Source organism: Candidatus Allofournierella excrementavium (assembly GCF_048526665.1).
Classification (GTDB): Bacteria; Bacillota; Clostridia; order Oscillospirales; family Ruminococcaceae; genus Allofournierella_A; species Allofournierella_A excrementavium.
This window is the reverse complement of sequence record NZ_DBGFPE010000009.1, coordinates 36,351-52,901: the sequence shown is the minus strand read 5'-3', so window position 1 is coordinate 52,901 and position 16,551 is coordinate 36,351. Positions and strand designations below refer to the sequence as shown.

Annotated in this window: 12 protein-coding genes; 5 read left to right on the top strand and 7 right to left on the bottom strand. The window is 66.6% G+C overall.

What is annotated here, in order from left to right:
• Positions 1-393: 393 nt before the first annotated feature.
• Complete coding sequence (locus ACMI1Q_RS03330; protein WP_394979521.1) at positions 394-1,020, top strand: YitT family protein; 627 nt, start codon at positions 394-396, stop codon at positions 1,018-1,020.
• A 51-nt stretch (positions 1,021-1,071) separates the two neighbouring features.
• Here ACMI1Q_RS03330 and ACMI1Q_RS03325 read toward each other — a convergent pair whose 3' ends face one another.
• The gene (locus tag ACMI1Q_RS03325; protein WP_419502804.1) at positions 1,072-4,464 is read right to left on the bottom strand and encodes an FtsX-like permease family protein; all 3,393 of its coding nucleotides are present in this window, start codon (positions 4,462-4,464) and stop codon (positions 1,072-1,074) included.
• A gap of 7 nt (positions 4,465-4,471) precedes the next feature.
• Positions 4,472-5,185, bottom strand: coding sequence for an ABC transporter ATP-binding protein (locus ACMI1Q_RS03320; protein WP_419502803.1), 714 nt, complete (start codon positions 5,183-5,185; stop codon positions 4,472-4,474).
• 252 nt (positions 5,186-5,437) lie between these two features.
• On the opposite strand from ACMI1Q_RS03320, the gene ACMI1Q_RS03315 reads away from it, so the two are divergent.
• The 4 genes from ACMI1Q_RS03315 (at position 5,438) to ACMI1Q_RS03300 (ending at position 11,206) form a co-directional block, all read left to right on the top strand.
• Complete coding sequence (locus ACMI1Q_RS03315) at positions 5,438-6,823, top strand: radical SAM/SPASM domain-containing protein (RefSeq protein WP_419502802.1); 1,386 nt, start codon at positions 5,438-5,440, stop codon at positions 6,821-6,823.
• Positions 6,820-7,911, top strand: a complete 1,092-nt coding sequence (locus tag ACMI1Q_RS03310; RefSeq protein ID WP_419502801.1) for a hypothetical protein — start codon at positions 6,820-6,822, stop codon at positions 7,909-7,911. Before ACMI1Q_RS03315 ends, ACMI1Q_RS03310 begins: the two co-directional genes overlap by 4 nt.
• A gap of 3 nt (positions 7,912-7,914) precedes the next feature.
• The gene (locus ACMI1Q_RS03305; protein WP_419502800.1) at positions 7,915-9,984 is read left to right on the top strand and encodes an AAA family ATPase; all 2,070 of its coding nucleotides are present in this window, start codon (positions 7,915-7,917) and stop codon (positions 9,982-9,984) included.
• A gap of 103 nt (positions 9,985-10,087) precedes the next feature.
• Positions 10,088-11,206: an SLC13 family permease gene (locus ACMI1Q_RS03300; protein ID WP_419502799.1), complete on the top strand. Its 1,119-nt coding sequence runs from the start codon at positions 10,088-10,090 to the stop codon at positions 11,204-11,206.
• 153 nt (positions 11,207-11,359) lie between these two features.
• On the opposite strand, the gene ACMI1Q_RS03295 is transcribed toward ACMI1Q_RS03300, so the two are convergent.
• The 5 genes from ACMI1Q_RS03295 to ACMI1Q_RS03275 all read right to left on the bottom strand — a co-directional run bounded on the left by ACMI1Q_RS03295 (position 11,360) and on the right by ACMI1Q_RS03275 (position 16,551).
• Positions 11,360-12,658, bottom strand: a complete 1,299-nt coding sequence (locus ACMI1Q_RS03295; RefSeq protein ID WP_330057215.1) for a M23 family metallopeptidase — start codon at positions 12,656-12,658, stop codon at positions 11,360-11,362.
• Between the two features lie 93 nt (positions 12,659-12,751).
• Positions 12,752-14,029, bottom strand: a complete 1,278-nt coding sequence (locus ACMI1Q_RS03290; RefSeq protein WP_419502798.1) for a murein hydrolase activator EnvC family protein — start codon at positions 14,027-14,029, stop codon at positions 12,752-12,754.
• Positions 14,030-14,196: 167 nt separating this feature from the next.
• Entirely contained in the window at positions 14,197-14,397 is a 201-nt protein-coding gene (locus tag ACMI1Q_RS03285; protein ID WP_394979536.1) for a phosphatase, read from the bottom strand.
• A gap of 106 nt (positions 14,398-14,503) precedes the next feature.
• Positions 14,504-15,562 carry an A/G-specific adenine glycosylase gene (mutY, locus tag ACMI1Q_RS03280; protein WP_419502797.1) on the bottom strand — a complete coding sequence of 353 codons (1,059 nt, stop codon included), beginning with the start codon at positions 15,560-15,562 and terminating at the stop codon, positions 14,504-14,506.
• Entirely contained in the window at positions 15,559-16,551 is a 993-nt protein-coding gene (locus tag ACMI1Q_RS03275; protein ID WP_177521691.1) for a WYL domain-containing protein, read from the bottom strand. The genes mutY and ACMI1Q_RS03275 overlap by 4 nt, the downstream gene beginning before the upstream one ends.

Sequence of the window (16,551 nt, the reverse complement as noted above, 5' to 3'; positions counted from 1 at the left end):
GTGCAGTCCGGGTCCGCGAAGCGGCCAAGGCCCCGGTGGGGCCTTGGACCGGCTGGGCGGTCTGCAAAGCAGAGCGGGCGCATCTTTGTTGCGCCCGCAGCCCACGCCCCAGGATTTTGAGTGAAAAAAGCACAAAGAGTGGCCCCGCAAGCCTTGGTGGCTTGTGGGGCCGCTCTGCGTGTTTTATGCGCCAAAATCCTACGGCAGAACCGCCGTTTTCTTATGCCACCCCGGCAAAGGAACCGCGCCCCACTTTTTTTGAAAAACAGCGCGTCCTCCCCTTGACAATATAGCTGCTATATCCTTTATGATAGAAGAGAACAAACGACTGAAAAGAAACGGGATAGAATGAGAACAGGCGAAAAAGCGAACAAAAAGCAGGCCGCGGCGCGGATGACGAAGAAAGTGCTGATCATCGTGCTGGGCGCGGCCATCTACACCTTCGGCATCCACAACATCCACCAGCGCACGGCCATCACCGAGGGCGGCATCATCGGCCTGATGCTGCTCATCGAGCACTGGTTTTCCATCTCCCCGGCCTACATCACGCCGGTGCTGGACTTTTTGTGCTATCTGCTGGCCTTCCGCTTTCTGGGCGGGGGCTTCATCCGCGACTCCATCATCGCCACGCTGGCGGTGTCCGGCTGGTACAAGGTGTGGGAGCAGTTCCCGCCCATGCTGCCGGACCTGTCGGCCCATCCGCTGGCGGCGGCGCTGGCCGGCGCGCTGTTCGTGGGCGTGGGCGTGGGGCTCATCATCCGCCAGGGCGGCTCCGGCAGCGGCGACGACGCGCTGGCCCTCACCATCTCCCACGTGACCGGCTGGCGGCTCTCCGGCGCTTATCTCTTCACCGACCTGACGGTGCTGGCGCTGTCGCTGAGCTACATCCCCTTCCAGCGCATCCTCTTCTCCCTCATCACCGTCACCGCCTCCTCCTTCCTCATCGACCGGGTGCAGGACCTGGGCAGGGGCGGCGCGCCCCGGGGCGGCGGGCAGCCCGCCCAGGCAGAAACGGCATGAAAAAGCGGCGTGACCTTTTGGGTCACGCCGCTTTCTTGTTTTGCAAAGGGGTTATTCGGGGGCCTTCATGCTCTCCACCATGCTGATGTTCTTCAGCTTGCGGTACATCACAAGGTTTACCAGCACGCTGAACAGGATGGTCAACAGGGCCGACCAGACGAAGCTCATGGGGTAGATGGAGCGGCCGAACATCACCATGTCCACCTCAGCGGTGCGGATGACGAAGGTGTGCAGCGCGATGCCGAACAAAAGGCCGCAGGCCGTGCCGATGAGGGCGAGGATGGAGGTCTCGCGGTAGATGTAGGCCCCCACCTCGTTGTCGTAGAAGCCCAGCACCTTGATGGTGGCCAGCTCCTTCGAGCGCTCGGTGATGTTGATGTTGGTCAGGTTGTACAGCACCACGAAGGCCAGCGCACCCGCCGCGATGATGAGCACCACCACGATGTAGTTGATGCTGCCCAGGCTCTGGCTGAAGCTGGCGGTGATCTCGTGGGTGAACTGGGCGCCCGCCACGTCCCGGCATTTCAGCAGCGCGGTGGAAAGTTCGTCCTCCGCTTCGGGGGTGTCCACCCCGTCCGCCAGACTGCAGTAGAGCAGATTCACCTCCGGGTCCTCCCCAAAGGCCTCGCGGTAAACGTCGGCGCTCATGTAGAGGTAGTGGTAGACGTAGTTCTCGCACACGCCGGTGATGGTGAAAGCGGCCTCTTTGCCGTCGGCGTTCTCCACCGTGATGGCGTCGCCCACGCCCACGTCCTGGCGCTCGGCCAGCTTTTCGGTGATGATCACCGAGCCCTCCTCAAAGGGCACCGCCTCACCGGTGGTGCGCTGGCGGAAGGTGAAGTAGTCGTTCAGCGCCCCGGTGTCGCTGGGCACGGTGATGTAGACGTTGTCCGCCTCGTTGCCCTCCTCGGGCACCACGGTGGCGTCCTCCTGGGTCATGGCCAGCCAGCCGGTGATCTTGGAGCCATCCTCCAGAATGGCCGCGAGGTCCCGCCCTTCCAGGGCGCTTTCGTCCTGCAGGGAGACCAGCATCTGATAGTGGGCCAGCTCGTCGAACTGCTTTTCCACGATGTCGGAGATGGAGTCGTGCAGACCGAAGCCGGTCACCAGCAGGGCAGTGCAGCCGGCGATGCCCACCACCGTCATGAAGAAGCGCTTTTTGTAGAGGAACAGGTTGCGGGCGGTGACCTTGTGGGTGAACTTCAGCCGCCGCCACACCGGGCCGATGTGCTCCAGCAGGATGCGCTTGCCGGCCTTGGGGGCCTTGGGCAGCATCAGGCTGGCGGGCTGCTCCCGCAGCTCGGCCCAGCAGGCGTTCAGGGTGGCCAGCAGGGTGCAGGCCACCGCCGCCCCCGTGGCCAGCAGGCCGTAGCCCCAGTTGAAGGGGGTGAGCAGTTCGGGCAGGTCGTACATGATGTTGTAGGCGCTGAGGATGATGCGGGGGAACAGCTGCATGCCGATGAGCATGCCCGCCGCGCTGCCCGCCAGACTGGCGGCCAGGGCGTAGAGGATGTACTTGGCGGCGATCTGGCCGCGGGTGTAGCCCAGGGCCTTCATGGTGCCCACCTGGCCCCGCTCTTCCTCCACCATGCGGGTCATGGTGGTCAGCGCCACCAGCGCCGCCACCAGGAAGAAGAACACCGGGAACACCGTGGCGATGGCGGCGATCTTGTCGGCATTGTCGCCGTAGCTGGAAAAGCTGGTGTTGTCGCTGCGGTCGCCCAGCACCCACTTGCCCTTTTCGATCTGGCGCACTTCGCTCTCGGCGTCCAGAATTTCCTCCTTGCCGTCGGCCAGTTCCTGCTCGGCCTCGGCCTTGGCGTCCTCGTATTCCTGTTCGCCGTCGATGAGCTCCTGCCGGCCTTCCTCCAGTTCGGCCAGCCCGTCCTCATACTGCCGGCGCGCGTCCAGCAGTTTTTCATCCGCCTCCGCGAAGGCCTTTTCGGTGGAGGCGATGGTGTCGTTCAGTTCCTGCTCCTTGGCCTGGAGCTCGGCCCAGCCGTCGGAAAGCTGCTTGCGCCCGGCGTTGATCTGGGCCTGCTGCTCGTTCAGCGCCGCCAGCGACGCGTCCAGGGTGGCGCCCTGGTCCGCCAGCGTCTGCAGGCCCTCTTTCAGCTGGTCCAGCTGTTCCAGCTGCGCCGGGTCGAAGCCCTCGGGCAGGGAGGGCGCAAGGCCCACCAGCGTCTGCACCTGCCCGATGGCGGCGATGGTGGCTTCGTCCGACTGGTCGGAGGTGTCGATGGCGGGCAGACCGTACTGGATGAGCAGGGGATTGATCTGGGTCTCCACCATGGTCCAGAAGGCGGCCTTGCCCGCGCTCAGCTGGTCCAGCTGGGTGCGGCCCGCGTCCAGCTGCTCCTGGGCGTCGTCCAGCTGGTCCTGGGTGTCCAGGATCTTTTCCTTGGCGTCGGCGATCTCCTGCTTGTAGCCGGGCAGCAGAAGGTAGAACTGGTTCTTGTTGGTGTCCAGCTCCGCCTGACCGTTGTCTATTTCCACCTTGGCGTCCGCCAGCTCCTGCTCCGCGTCCGCCAGTTCCGCCCAGCCGTCCTTGAGCTCCTGTTCCGCGTCGGCCAGTTCCTGTTCGGCCTCGGCCTTCTTGTCGTTGTATTCCGCCCAGGCGTCGTCCAGCTCGGCTTCGGCATCGTCGATGATCTCGTCGTAGCGGGCCTGCACCCGCTCGTCCTTGATGGCCTCAAGGCCGTCCATCACCGCGCCCACCTTGTTCTCGTAGGCCGCGGAGAAGGAGTTCAGCTCCCGCGCGCCCTCCACCGAGAGGTAGAAGGTGGTGTAGTAGTCCATGTCAAAGCTGGACTCGGGGGCATAGGCGAACAGGTCGATGGTGCCGGTGCCGGCGTTGGTGTATTCGGTCTCCACCGAGAAATAGGCCGCCGAGCGCACGGTGCCCACCACGGTGAAGGTCTGGGGCAGCGCGTCGGTGACGTCCTCGTCGTTCTCGGTCTGGTTCACCGTCAGCACGTCCCCGATGGCGGGGATGGTGCCGGAAAAATCCTTGGTCAGGCCCACGGCGATCTCGCCGGGGGCAGAGGGCATCCGCCCGTCCACAAGGGTCAGCTGGTTGAGCTGCTCCTCCTCGGGCAGGCTTTCTTCGGGGATGCTCTGCAGCCGGGTGGTCAGGCTCTCGCCGCTCTCGCTGGTGAGCACCAGGTCCATGTCCCGGGCGGGCATGACCCCTTCCACCCCTTCCACCGCCCGCACGGCGGCCAGGTCCTCGTCGGTGAGGCCCTGGGTGGACTGTATCTTGATGTCATAGAGGTTGGCCTCGCGGCAGTAGGTGTCGGTGGAAAGGCGCATGTCCACCGGCGAAGCCAGCAGGCCGGAGAGAAAGCCCACGCCCAGCGCCACGATGGCAAAGATGGCCACAAAGCGGGAGAGGCTTGCGCGCACGGTGCGCAGGATGGACTTCCAGTAGGTACGGTTCAGCAACGTTTGTTCACCACTCGATCTGTTCCACCGGCGTGGGGTTGGGATTCGTCTCGTTGGAGATGGCCTGCCCGCTCTTGATGCGGATCACCCGGTCCGCCATGGCGGTGAGGGCGCTGTTGTGGGTGATGACGATGACCGTGCGGTGGGTGTTTCGGCAGGTGTCCTGCAAAAGTTTCAGCACCTGTTTGCCGGTGTTGTAGTCCAGCGCGCCGGTGGGCTCGTCGCACAGAAGGATCTTCGGGTTCTTGGCCAGCGCCCGGGCGATGGACACCCGCTGCTGCTCGCCGCCCGAAAGCTGCGCCGGGAAGTTGGCCATCCGCTGGCCCAGGCCCACGTGCTCCAGCGTCTCGGCGGCGGGCAGGGGGTCGTGGCAGATCTCGCTGGCCAGCTCCACGTTCTCCAGGGCGGTGAGGTTCTGCACCAGATTGTAGAACTGGAACACAAAGCCCACGTCATGCCGGCGGTAGCCGGTGAGCTGGCGCTGGTTCATGGCGCTGATCTCGGCGCCGTCCAGCCAGATGTGGCCCTCGTCGCACACGTCCATGCCGCCCAGCATGTTCAGCACGGTGGTCTTGCCCGCGCCGGAGGGCCCCACGATGACGCAGAACTCCCCCTCGTCGATGTGAAAAGTGATGTGGTCGGCGGCGGCGATGCGCGTTTCGCCCATCTGATAATACTTGCACACCCCGTCGAACACCACAAAATGGTCCCGGCCGTCCATTGACAGATCACCCCGTCGGAAAAAGTTGAAAGAAGGGCGCTTTGCGCGCCCCGGTCTCTTATTACATATTATAAAGAAAAGTGTGGCGCTTGTGTGGACAAATTTGTAAAATATCTATGAAGTGGCCGTATTTTCTTGCATTTTCGGCCGGGCAAAAGCCCGCGGCCCGGTCTTTTTTTGCCGGGGCCGGTGTGATACAATAGAGCAAAGCGCCGCACGGCACGGGAGCGGCGGCGAAAAGGAGTGAAAAACGTGATCGACCTCGTGACCCTGCGGGAGTTTTTGTTCCGCCGGAAATATCTCTCTCAGGTGCGCCACATCACCCTGAACCCCGGCGGGCCGGGGGTGGTGCGCCTTCACATGCTGCCCCCCGCCAGCCGCCTGCGGCGCAGCGTGCCCTATGTGGTCATCCTGAACGGCCACGACGTGTTGCCGCTGAATATTTCCTGGGCCATCCTGCTGGCCTGTTTGATGGACGCGCTGGCCCCCTACGCCGACCGGGAGGTGCCCGACGAAGACCTGGAAGGCCTGGGCGAAAAGGCCGTGGCCGCCGCCCGGCGGGTCTACCCCGGCGTGAAGCCGGACCGCATGCGGGCCGAGCTGGAGCGGATGCTGCAAAGCTTCATCGCCATCGCCCGGGGCCAGGAGCCCCCGGAGGAGGTGCAGCCCATCAGCCTGGGGGACTACGCCCCCCAGATGACCGCTCCCCACCGCATGGACCTGATGGTCAGCGCCATGGAAAAGGAGGGCCGCTGGAACTGCAACCAGAAGTGCCTGCACTGCTACGCCGCCGGCCAGCCGGAGGCGGAGGTGCAGGAGCTGGACACCGCCGGCTGGAAGCGGGTGCTGGACGCCCTGCGCAGGGCGGGCGTGCCTCAGGTCACCTTCACCGGCGGCGAGCCCACCATGCGCGCCGATTTGGTGGAGCTGGTGGACGCGGCCCGCTGGTTCGTCACCCGGCTGAACACCAACGGCCGCCTGCTCACCCCCCAGCTTTGCAAAGCCCTCTATGAGGCCAGTCTGGACAGCGTGCAAATTACTCTTTACAGCGCCGACGAGGCCATTCACAACGGCCTTGTGGGCGCGCCCGGCTTTGCCGACACGGTGGCGGGCATCCGCAGCGCTCTGGCGGCGGGCCTCTCGGTGAGCGTGAACACCCCCCTGTGCAGCCTGAACGCCGGCTACGCCGAAACGCTTAAATTCCTCCACGGCCTCGGTGTGCGGTACGTCACCTGCTCGGGGCTCATCCCCACCGGGGCGGCCCTCGCCGAGGGCAGCCGCGCCACCCGCCTTTCCCCGGAGGAGCTGGAGGCCCTTCTGCGGCAGGCGGCAGCCTGGTGCGCCGAAAACGGCATGGAAATTGACTTCACCAGCCCCGGCTGGCTGCCCCCCGAGACGCTGCTGGGCCTGGGGCTGACCATGGCCCCCACCTGCGGGGCGTGTTTGAGCAACATGGCGGTGGCCCCCGACGGCACGGTGGTGCCCTGCCAGAGCTGGCTTTCCGGCGACGGGCTGGGCAACATCCTCACCGATGACTGGAAGGCCATCTGGCGCAGCCCCCGGTGCGCGGCCATCCGGGCCGAGAGCGCCAAGATGGAGCACATCTGCCAGCTGCGGGAAAAGGAGGGCGCCCGATGAAAAAACTGAAACGCTTCGCCCTGGCCTTCGCGGCGCTGGCGCTGGCCGCGGCGGCCCTCTTTTGCCCGGCGGTGAGCGCCGCCAACCTGGACGAGATCGAAAAATACTTCATCACCGTGCGCATCCAGCCGGACGGCAGCGCCGACATCGACTACGACATCCACTGGAAGGTGCTGGACTCCACCACCGCCGGCCCGCTGGAATGGGTGAAGGTGGGCGTGCCCAATAATAACATCGAGCCGGTGAGCCACAGCGACACCATCGCCGACCTCTATTCCTACCCCGAGGGAGGCAGCTACGTCCGGCTGGACCTGGACCGCCGCTACTACGCCGGTGAGACGGTGCGCCTCGAGTTCACCCTCCACGTGACCCATCTCTATGAAGTGTACGACGACGGCTCGGTGAACTTTGAGTTCACCCCCGGCTGGTTCGACGAAGCCGAGACAAAACAGCTCACCTTCACCTGGGAGGACGGAGACGCCCGGGCCAGCTACGCCGCCGAACTGGAAGGCGCGCCGGTGACCGGCGACCTCACCGGAACACCCAACGGGGTGCAAGGCGAGTGGACCGACCTGCCCGAGGGCGCGCGCCTTACCTTTGCCGCCGACTACGCGGACCAGTCCGCCTTCGCCGCCGGCCCCCTGGACCCGGGCATGGACCGAAACAGCGCCGACACCGGCTGGAGCGAAGACTCCCAGGACAGCAACGATGCGCTGGGCCTCTTTTTGTGGGTGCTGTTCCTCTCTCTGGTGATCTGGAACCTCTCGCGCCGGCTTTCCGGCCGCTACTTTTTGGGCGGCTTCGGCGGCTGGTACGGCCCCCACCACCACGGCGGGCCCCGCCCGCCCCATGGCGGCCCCTCCGGCGGCTCCGGCGGGTTTGGCGGCTTTGGGGGCGGCTCGGGCCGCGGCTCCGGCGCGGGGCGGCGCAGTGGCGGCGGATGCGCCTGTGCCTGCGCCTGCGTTTCCTGCGCCTGCGCCTGTGCCTGCGCGGGCGGCGGGCGCGCCGGGTGCAGCGCCAAGGACTTCAAGGGCGCGGTGGACGCCGCGGCCCTTTGCGCCATTCTCAAAAAGGACAAGGAGGAGTGACCCATGGCCGGCAGCACCGATTGGGAAGACCTGATGAACGGGGTGTTCGGCCCCGGCGGGCGCTTTCGCGGCGGGGCGGGCGCTGAAAAACGCCCGGCGGTGGACGAGGACTTTGCCGCCGCCCAGAAGAAGCTGGAAGAAGCGGCGGGCCGCACCCAGGCTGCCGCCGGGGCGGCCCGGAAAACCGATGCCGCGCGCCTTTTGCAGAACAGCGAGGAGCTGACCAAGCGCCTGGAAGCCCAGAGCCGGGAGATAAGCCGCCTGGGCCAGGGCCTTGCCCGGGAAATGGAGCAGGACGGCCTGCTCACCCCGGCGCAAAGCCGGGCGGCGGTCCCCGCGCCCAAAAACACCGACGCCGCCTTTGAGGCGGCGGCAAAGCGCCAGCAGGCCGCGCTTGTGGGGCGGCAGGAGCTTTCCGCCGCGCTGCTGGCGGCCTTCCGCCGGCCCTTCGTGCTGGGCGAAGCGGGGGAAAAGCCCCGCAACGTCATCGTTTTGTCCGGCAAAGCGGGCCGGGGGCGGCACTTCGCCCTCACCCAGACGGTGCAGGCGCTGAAGGACGAGGGCCTGCTGGCCGGGGGCGTCGCCTGGATGGACCTTGCCCTCTACGGCAGCCCGGCCCAGGAAAAACTTTTTTTGCAGGACCTCTACGCCGCGCTGGCCGGGCCCGACCCGGTGCTGGCCTTTGAAAACGCGGAGCAGTGCCACCCGGGGTGCCTCTCGCTGCTGGCCCAGCTGGCGGTGAGCGGCAGCGCCCGGCTGGCCAGCCGCTATGTGCTGCAAAAGGGCCTGCTGGTGGAGACCGGCACCGCCCTGGCCCCCGGCGCGGTGGGCTCTCTGAGCGCGGGGGGCAAGTATCTCGTGTTCCTCTGCCCCGGCGGAAAAAACAAGCTGGCGGGGCTGCTGGGCGCGGCCTTTGCCACCGCGGTGGGGGACGAGTGCGAAGCCCCGGCCTTCAGCCGGGAAGAGCTGCTGACCATCGCCGGGCGGCAGCTGAACGAGCTGGCCTGCAAGACCAAAGAGCGGCTGGGCTGGACCCTCACCGTGACCGGCGAGGGCCTGGCGGCCCTTGTGGCCCAAAAGGGCGAAGCGGGAGTGGGCCGTCTGGCGGAGTTCTGCGAAAAGTGCTTTGCCGCCCTGGCGGAGCACAAGCTGCGGGGCCGCAAAGCCGCCGCCGTCGCCCTGAAAGCGGGGGAGGGCGGGCAGGTGATGGCCGCCTTCGACGGCGGGGAACAGACCGACCTGCTGGCTGTTTTGCCCGGGGAATACACCGCCGACCTGGAAGAAGTGAAGGCCGAGATGGACCGCATCATCGGCCTGGACGAGGTGAAGGACTATGTGCTGCGGCTGGAGGACGCCATCGCCGTCCAGCGGCGGCGGGCCGCCGCCGGCATGAAGACTGCGGGCGTTTCCATGCACATGATCTTCACCGGCAACCCCGGCACCGGCAAGACCACCATCGCCCGGCTGGTGGGCAAGTACCTCAAGGCCATCGGGGCGCTCTCCGGCGGGCAGCTGGTGGAGGTGAGCCGGGCGGATCTGGTGGGCCGCTATGTGGGCCACACCGCGCCCCTGACCCAGAAGGTCATTCAGTCGGCCCTGGGAGGCGTGCTCTTCATCGACGAAGCCTATTCCCTTTACCGCGGCGAGCAGGACACCTTCGGTCTGGAGGCCATCGACACGCTGGTCAAGGGCATGGAGGACCACCGGGACGAACTGGTGGTCATCCTGGCGGGCTACACCAAGGAGATGGAGGAGTTTTTGCAGGCGAACAGCGGCCTGCGCAGCCGCTTCCCCAACAAAATCGAATTCCCGGACTACACCGGCGCCGAGCTGCTGGCCATCACAAAGCTCACCGCAAAGGGCAAGGGCTACAAGCTGACCCAGGACTGCGACGGGCCGCTGCTGGCCTTCTACGACCGCAAGCAGGCGGAAAACGCCGCCGAAAACGGCAACGGCCGCCTTGCCCGCAACACCCTGGAGGCGGCCATCCTGAACCAGGGGCGGCGGCTGGCTGCGGAGCCGGACGCGGCGCTGGACGAATTGCGGCTGGGAGATTTTGAACTGGACCAATAAAACAAACAAGCGCCCCTTTCGGGCGGAACGCGGGCGCGGCCCGCGCCCCGGCCCCGTCGGGGGCGCCTCTTTGCGAAAATAAAGAGAGTGGGAAGGAATTTTGATGAAACAGTGTTTTCAAAGAGCGCTCGGCTTTGCCAAAAGCGAAGCGGTGCTCAGCATCGCCGCGCTGCTGGCGGTGGGTTCCATGGCGGCGGTGCCGCCGGACAAGGGCTATCTTGACTACATCGACTGGGACACCCTGGCCCTGCTGTTCAGCCTGATGGCGGTGAGCAAGGGCCTGCAGGGGCAGGGCGTGTTCGACGCGCTGGGCGCGGGGCTGCTGGGGCGGCTTTCCACCACCCGGCAGATGCTGCTGGTGCTGACCTTTCTGCCCTTCTTCGTGAGCATGCTGGTGACCAACGACGTGGCCCTCATCACCTTTGTGCCCTTTGGGCTGGTGGTGCTGGAAATGGCCGGGTGCGAGCGGCTGGCCATCCCGCTGGTGGTGCTGCAAACGGCGGCGGCGAACCTGGGCAGCATGCTCACCCCCATGGGCAACCCCCAGAACCTCTACCTCTACAACCGCTCGGGGATGGGCTTTTTGGAGTTCTGCGCCCTGCTGGCCCCCTATGCGGCGCTGTCGGCGGTGGCCATCGCCCTGCTGGCCCTTGTGCCCAAAAGCGAGGCCATGCACGCGGCGGTGCAGCCGGAAGGAAAGGGCAGCGGCAGGCGCATCGCCCTCTTCGCCGCCCTGGGCGGGGTGTGCCTGCTCTGCATCGCAAAGCTGCTGCCCCCGCTGGCGGCGGCGGGGCTGACCCTGGCGGTGCTGCTCATCGCCGACCGGCCCCTTTTAAAAAAGCTGGACTACGCCCTGCTGGCCACCTTTGTGGCGTTCTTTGTGTTCATCGGCAACATGGGCCGCCTGCCCGCCTTCTCCGCCTTTCTGGCCGGGGCGCTGGCCGGGCGGGAAGTGGAGGTGGCGGTGGCCGCCAGCCAGGTCATCAGCAACGTGCCCGCCGCCCTGCTGCTGGCGGGTTACAGCGAAAACTGGCCCGCCCTCATCATCGGCTGCGACCTGGGGGGCCTGGGCGCCCTCATCGCCTCCATGGCCAGCCTCATCTCCTACAAGTTCTTCGCCCGGCGCTACCCCGCCCAAAAGGGCAGATACCTGCTCTGGTTCACCCTGGCCAACGCGGGACTGCTGGCGCTGCTGATGATATTGTATTATGTCATCCGATAAATACATATTGTATAACTATAAGACGAACAAAAGCCCGGCACGGTGGGTCCACCGCGCCGGGCTTTTTTCAGTTGTGAGGCGGTTGGGCTGCGGGAAAAGCCCGCAGGTTTGCGCCGCAAAGCGCGCCCCGCCCGGGCCGGAGAAAGGCTCCGCTCAGCCCTGCCACATCAGGGCGCCCTGGCCGCGCCAGGCCTCCCAGGGGCTGATGGGGATGTCATAAAGGCGCATCTCGCAGATGATGTGGCCCTGGGTGGTGCCCAGCACGTCGTTCTGGGCCACATACTCGCCCTCGCTCACGTCGATGCGGCCCAGCAGATACAGGATGCTCTTGAGGCCGCAGCCGTGCTCGATGACCACCGTGCGCCCGCCGCCGCTGGTGGTGCCCGCGTAGACCACGCGGCCCGCCGCGGGGGCCAGCACCTTCTTGCCGGGGGTCACGGCCATGGTCACGTTGACGCTGCGCCGGGGCGCGATGGCCTCGTTCAGCACCGCCAGCTCCGGGTAGATGGAGAGGGTCAGCTCGTCGATGCGGTCGGTGTATTCCAGCACGGCGTAGTCCCGCACCACCTTGCCGTCCACCGGCTGGGTGAAGGCGCCGTTCCAGTAGATGTCCGGGTCGCAGATGCTCATCACATCCTCCAGCTGGCTGGGGATGGAGGCCATGTAGGGGATGGCCGCCGAGCCGTCGATGGTGTAGGTGTCCAGCTCCCGGTTTTCGCGGCCGTAGATGTACACCGAGGCGCTCACCGTCTGGCCGTCCACCGTGGCGGTGATCTCGTAGTCGCCGCCGAACTGGTTGTAGTCCACGGGTATGTAGCTGATCCAGGCGTTGTCGTGGTAGGTGAACACCGCCGGGGCCAGCTCGCAGGAAAGGGTGGGGGTGGCGTCGCCCACCACGCCGGTCAGCTTCACCCCGATCACGCCGCCCTGCACCATGCTGGTGTGGGAGAGGGTGAGGGTGGGCTGGGCCCGCAGCTGGAAGGTGAAGTCATAAAGGCAGAAGCCCTCCATTTTGGTGGAGGGGTTCAGCTCGTTCGTCTGGGGGCTCACCGTCAGCCGGGCGGAATAGCTGCCGTTTTTGCCAAAGGAAAAATCGGCGTATTCGTCGGCGGTGCCCTCGAACACCACTTCCTCCGCCTCGTCGCGGATGGTCAGCTGACCCTCGGTGCCGGCGGGCAGCTCCAGGGCGGGGTGGCTGTCGGTCACTTCGCCCAGGTCGGCGGCCTCGCCCTCCTCGCTCAGGGTGCGGGCCAGCCAGTTGCCCGCGATGGGCACCTTCCACTGGTAGCCGGTCTGGGGCAGCTCGCCGCCACCGAAGGTCACGGCGTAGGCGGGCAGGTCGCCCACATTCACCTGCGTGTACATAAAGCCCAGGGCCGCGCCCAGCAGCACCGCCACCAGCACCACCACCAGCGCCAGCCATTTGCCCACGGCTTTCAGGATGTCCTGCAAAATGGTTCACCTCACATCAGCGGCGGCCCGCCGCGGCGGGCCGCTCTCGCCCCGGCCCCGCGGCGCGGGGCAAGGGCCGGTTTTGCTTTTTCGTCAGCGCAGTTCATCGCCCACCGGGCGGTAGAACAGGCCGTTGCTGCCCCCCTGGGTCAGCTTTTGGGGGTCCACGCTCTTGTTGCCGATGCGCACTTCCCAGATGAGCTTGCGCCCGGCCACGCCCAGCCCCTGCCCGGCGGTGACCTCATCCCCGGTCTTGATGTCCGCAATGCTGGAAAGGCCGAAGAGATAGCTCTTCACCCCGCAGCCGTGGTCGATGACCACCGTGTTGCCGGTGAGCTGCAGCTCGCCCGCGTAGGCCACCCGGCCCGCGGCGGGGCTCACCGCCAGGGCGTTCTCCGGGGTGAGCAGCGTCAGGTTGGCCGCCCGCCCGGCGGATCTTTCGCCGTCGTAGAGATATGCGCCGTAGCTTTGAAAAATGCTGGCCCCCTGGGCGGGGTACTGGAATGCCCCGGTCCAGAGCGCCTCGTTGGAGCCCTGGTCATAGAGGCTCCAGATCACCCGGCGGAACTCCTCGTTGGCCTCGGCGGTGGCCGCCTCGCCGGAGGAGGTCTGGGTGGAGGGATACTCGGTGCTGCGCACCGTGAGGGTGGCGGAGAGGGTCACATCGCCCAGCGTCACGGTGATGGGCCACTCGCCGCCCTCGGCGTTGTAGGTCACCGGCAGATAGCCGACCCAGCCGTTTTGGGTGGGCCGGAACCACACCGGCCCCAGCTCGCACTGGGCGGTGGGGGGCGTGCCGCCCGCACCCAGCGCCCCGGACACATAGATGGCCGCCACATCCCCCTGGGCCGCCTGGTCGGAGGCCAGGGTGAGAGTGGGCTGCACGTCCACCCAGAAGTGGCACTGATACTGGTAATAGCCCACCGGCTTGGAGGGCTTCTGGCTGGACGCCTGCCGCCCCGCCCGGATGGTGAGGTAGTATTCGCCGTTCTGGGGGAAGGTGAAGTTCTTCCACTCGGCGGCGGTGCTGTCGAACACCGTCACGCCGCCGGCGGTCTTGAGCGTCAGGGTGGTGCCGTCGGCGGTCATGTCAGCCGACAGTTCCAGCGCCGCCGAAGGGGTGGTCACAGGCTCCAGCTCCAGGTTGGCAAGGCTGGGGCTCAAGGAAAACTCCCGCCACAAAACGCCCCCCAGCACCGGCAGCTCCCAGTGGTAGCCGGCGGCCTTGGCAAGGCTCTGCCCCGCAAAGGTCACCCCGGCGGCGGGCAGGCGGTCTTCATCGGTGGAATAGTAGAAAAAGCCCAGGGCCCCGCCCAGCACCAGGGCGGTGAACACAAGGACCATCAAAAGCCAGAGCAGCGCGCGCTTCATGCCCTGCGCCTCCTTTCGCGGCGGGCCCGAAAAATGGCCCGCGGGCTGGTCCGCCCCCGTTTTGGGGCATGTATAACCGCATTATACCACAAAGGGGCGAAAAGGGCAAAATCCTCGGGGCAAAACAAAAAAGCCGTGAACGGAGGTCCCGTTCACGGCGGTGGGCTTTATTCGGCGTCGGGCTCGGCGGCAGGAGCGGCGGCCTCCTCGGCGGGCGCTTCCTCCTCGTCCAGGTCCTCGCTGAACAGCAGCTGCTCGTACTCGTCCAGCTCCTTCTCCCGGCGGCGCACATACAGCCAGGCGGCGGTCAGAGCGCCCACGGCGGCGGCCAGCATCAGCACCAGCGCGACAAAGGTGGATTGTTTCATGAAGATACCTCCTTTATTTTGGCTGCCCCGTCGGGGGCACAGAATGCAATGTGATTTACCCTTATTATAGCCCGCGAAAGGCCAGATTACAACCAGAAATTGCGCGTCAGCTCCCGCCGGTGAGCAGCGGCCGATAGGCCTTGAAGGCCCCCGGCAGGGCATAGCGCCCGGCGGCCTCCTCCGGCGAAGCCCAAAGGCACCCGGCGGGGGCGCCGCCCGCCGCTTCCAGCTGCCAGCCGGCCATCCGCCACTCCACGTGGCTGAAGATGTGCTTCGCGGGTTTGAGGGGCCGGGGCGGGGCGGCGCTGACCGAAAGGCCCAGGGCCGCGAGCCTTGCCAGCGCCTCGTCCAGCGTCAGCTTTTCCTCAAAGAGAAAGGGCTGCCAAAGGCCGGCCAGCAGCCCCATTTCCGGCCGCTTCTGCAAAAGGTGCTGCCCCCGGGCGTTTCGTGCCACCAGCACTGTCACCGGCTGCACCCGGCGGGCCTTGGGGGGCGTTTTCACCGGCAGTTCCAGCTGGGTGCCCGCCGCCTTTGCAAGGCAGCGGTCCGCCAGCGGGCACTCGCCGCACAGCGGCGCGCCCCCCGGCAGGCAGACCAGCGCCCCCAGCTCCATCAGCGCCTCGTTGAAGGGGCCGGGCGTGTCGGCGGGCTGCTGGTCCATCACCCGGCGGGTGAACAGCCGCTTTGCGGCGGGCTCCGCGATGTTGCTGCCGTCGTTGTAAAGCCGGGCGAACACCCGCAGCACGTTGCCGTCCACCGCGGGGGCGGGCAGGCCGAAGGCGATGGAGGCGATGGCCCCGGCGGTGTATTCCCCGACGCCCGGCAGCTTCTGCAGTTCCTCAAAGCTTGCGGGCAGCTGCCCGCCGTACTCGCTGCAAACCAGCTGCGCCGCCTTTTTCAGGTTGCGCGCCCGGGAATAGTAGCCCAGCCCCTCCCACAGCTTGAACAGCTCCTCGTCGGGGCATCCGGCCAGGGCCGGCACGTCCGGCAGGGCCTCCATGAAGCGGCGGTAGTGCTCCAGCGCCGCCGCCACCCGCGTCTGCTGCAGCATGATCTCGCTGACCCAGATGTGGTAGGGGGTGGGGTCCTGGCGGAAGGGCAGCGCCCGGGCGTTTTGCCGAAACCACGCCAGCAGCGCCGGCGCGATGGGCCCGGGCCCGCTCACAGCGCCTCCTCGGCGGCGGTGAGGCTGCGCAGGGCCCGGCAGAAGTCCTCTTTCACCTCGGCGGGGGCCACGATGCGCACCTTGCCGGAAAACCCGCACACCCAGCCGTAGAAGGTGGGGCTCACCGCCACGTCGGCGTAGAGATGGAAGGTGGCGCCGTCCGGCTGAGGCACCACCGTCACGTCGGTGCCGAACCGATCCAGCATGGGGCCGATGACGCCGTTGTCGCAGGCAAGCTGCACCCGCTTCACCGGCCCGGCGTACATCTGGAACATGGGCTTTGCGTAGTCCTGCATCTTTTTGGGGTCGTAGTCCTCCGCGCCCTGGCGGGGCGCGTCCAGCAGGGTGATGGAGGCCATCTTGTCCACCCGGTAGTGCCGCAGGCCCTGGCCCTTGGCCCAGGCCACCAGATAGTAGTTCTCGTCCTCCCACAAAAGGGCCCAGGGGCTCACCTCGTAGGCGCTGCCGCCCCGGCGGGCCACCTTGCGCTTGTTGAGGTCCCACTCCTGGTAGACAAAGCGCACCTGCCTGTCCTCGGCGATGGCCCGGTGCAGCGCGTCCACGTTGTAGTAGATGCTCTCGTTCATGGTCTTGATGCGGCTGGAGGCGAACACCTGCCGCTTCAGGTCCGCCGCCTGCCAGTCGCTGGCGAACTGGGCCAGGGTGCGGATGAGCTGGTCGCTCTTTTTGCGGGTGATGAACCGGCTGGCCTGCACCGCGTCCGCCAACAGCTTCAGCTCCGGCAGCTGGAACTGGCGGCTGGCCAGATAGTAGCCGCCGGACCGGCCCCGCTGCTGCACGATGTCGTAGCCCAGTTCCTGCAACGTCTGGATGTCGGAATAAACGCTTTTGCGCTCGGCCTGCACGCCCTGGGCCTCCAGCAGCTCCAGGATGCGGGGCACGCTGATGAGGTGCTCCTCGTCGGTGTATCGCTCAAGGATGCGCAGCAGAAGGAGGATCTTCCCCTTCTGCCCTTCCACGCGGGGCAT

Bases quoted from the DNA above. Each gene is read 5' to 3' on its own strand.
- ACMI1Q_RS03330 (WP_394979521.1), top strand. From the start codon at position 394: ATGACGAAGAAAGTGCTGATCATCGTGCTGGGCGCGGCCATCTACACC.
- ACMI1Q_RS03320 (WP_419502803.1), bottom strand. From the start codon at position 5,185: ATGGACGGCCGGGACCATTTTGTGGTGTTCGACGGGGTGTGCAAGTAT.
- ACMI1Q_RS03310 (WP_419502801.1), top strand. From the start codon at position 6,820: ATGAAAAAACTGAAACGCTTCGCCCTGGCCTTCGCGGCGCTGGCGCTG.
- ACMI1Q_RS03305 (WP_419502800.1), top strand. From the start codon at position 7,915: ATGGCCGGCAGCACCGATTGGGAAGACCTGATGAACGGGGTGTTCGGC.
- ACMI1Q_RS03300 (WP_419502799.1), top strand. From the start codon at position 10,088: ATGAAACAGTGTTTTCAAAGAGCGCTCGGCTTTGCCAAAAGCGAAGCG.
- ACMI1Q_RS03290 (WP_419502798.1), bottom strand. From the start codon at position 14,029: ATGAAGCGCGCGCTGCTCTGGCTTTTGATGGTCCTTGTGTTCACCGCC.
- ACMI1Q_RS03285 (WP_394979536.1), bottom strand. From the start codon at position 14,397: ATGAAACAATCCACCTTTGTCGCGCTGGTGCTGATGCTGGCCGCCGCC.
- ACMI1Q_RS03275 (WP_177521691.1), bottom strand. From the start codon at position 16,551: ATGCCCCGCGTGGAAGGGCAGAAGGGGAAGATCCTCCTTCTGCTGCGC.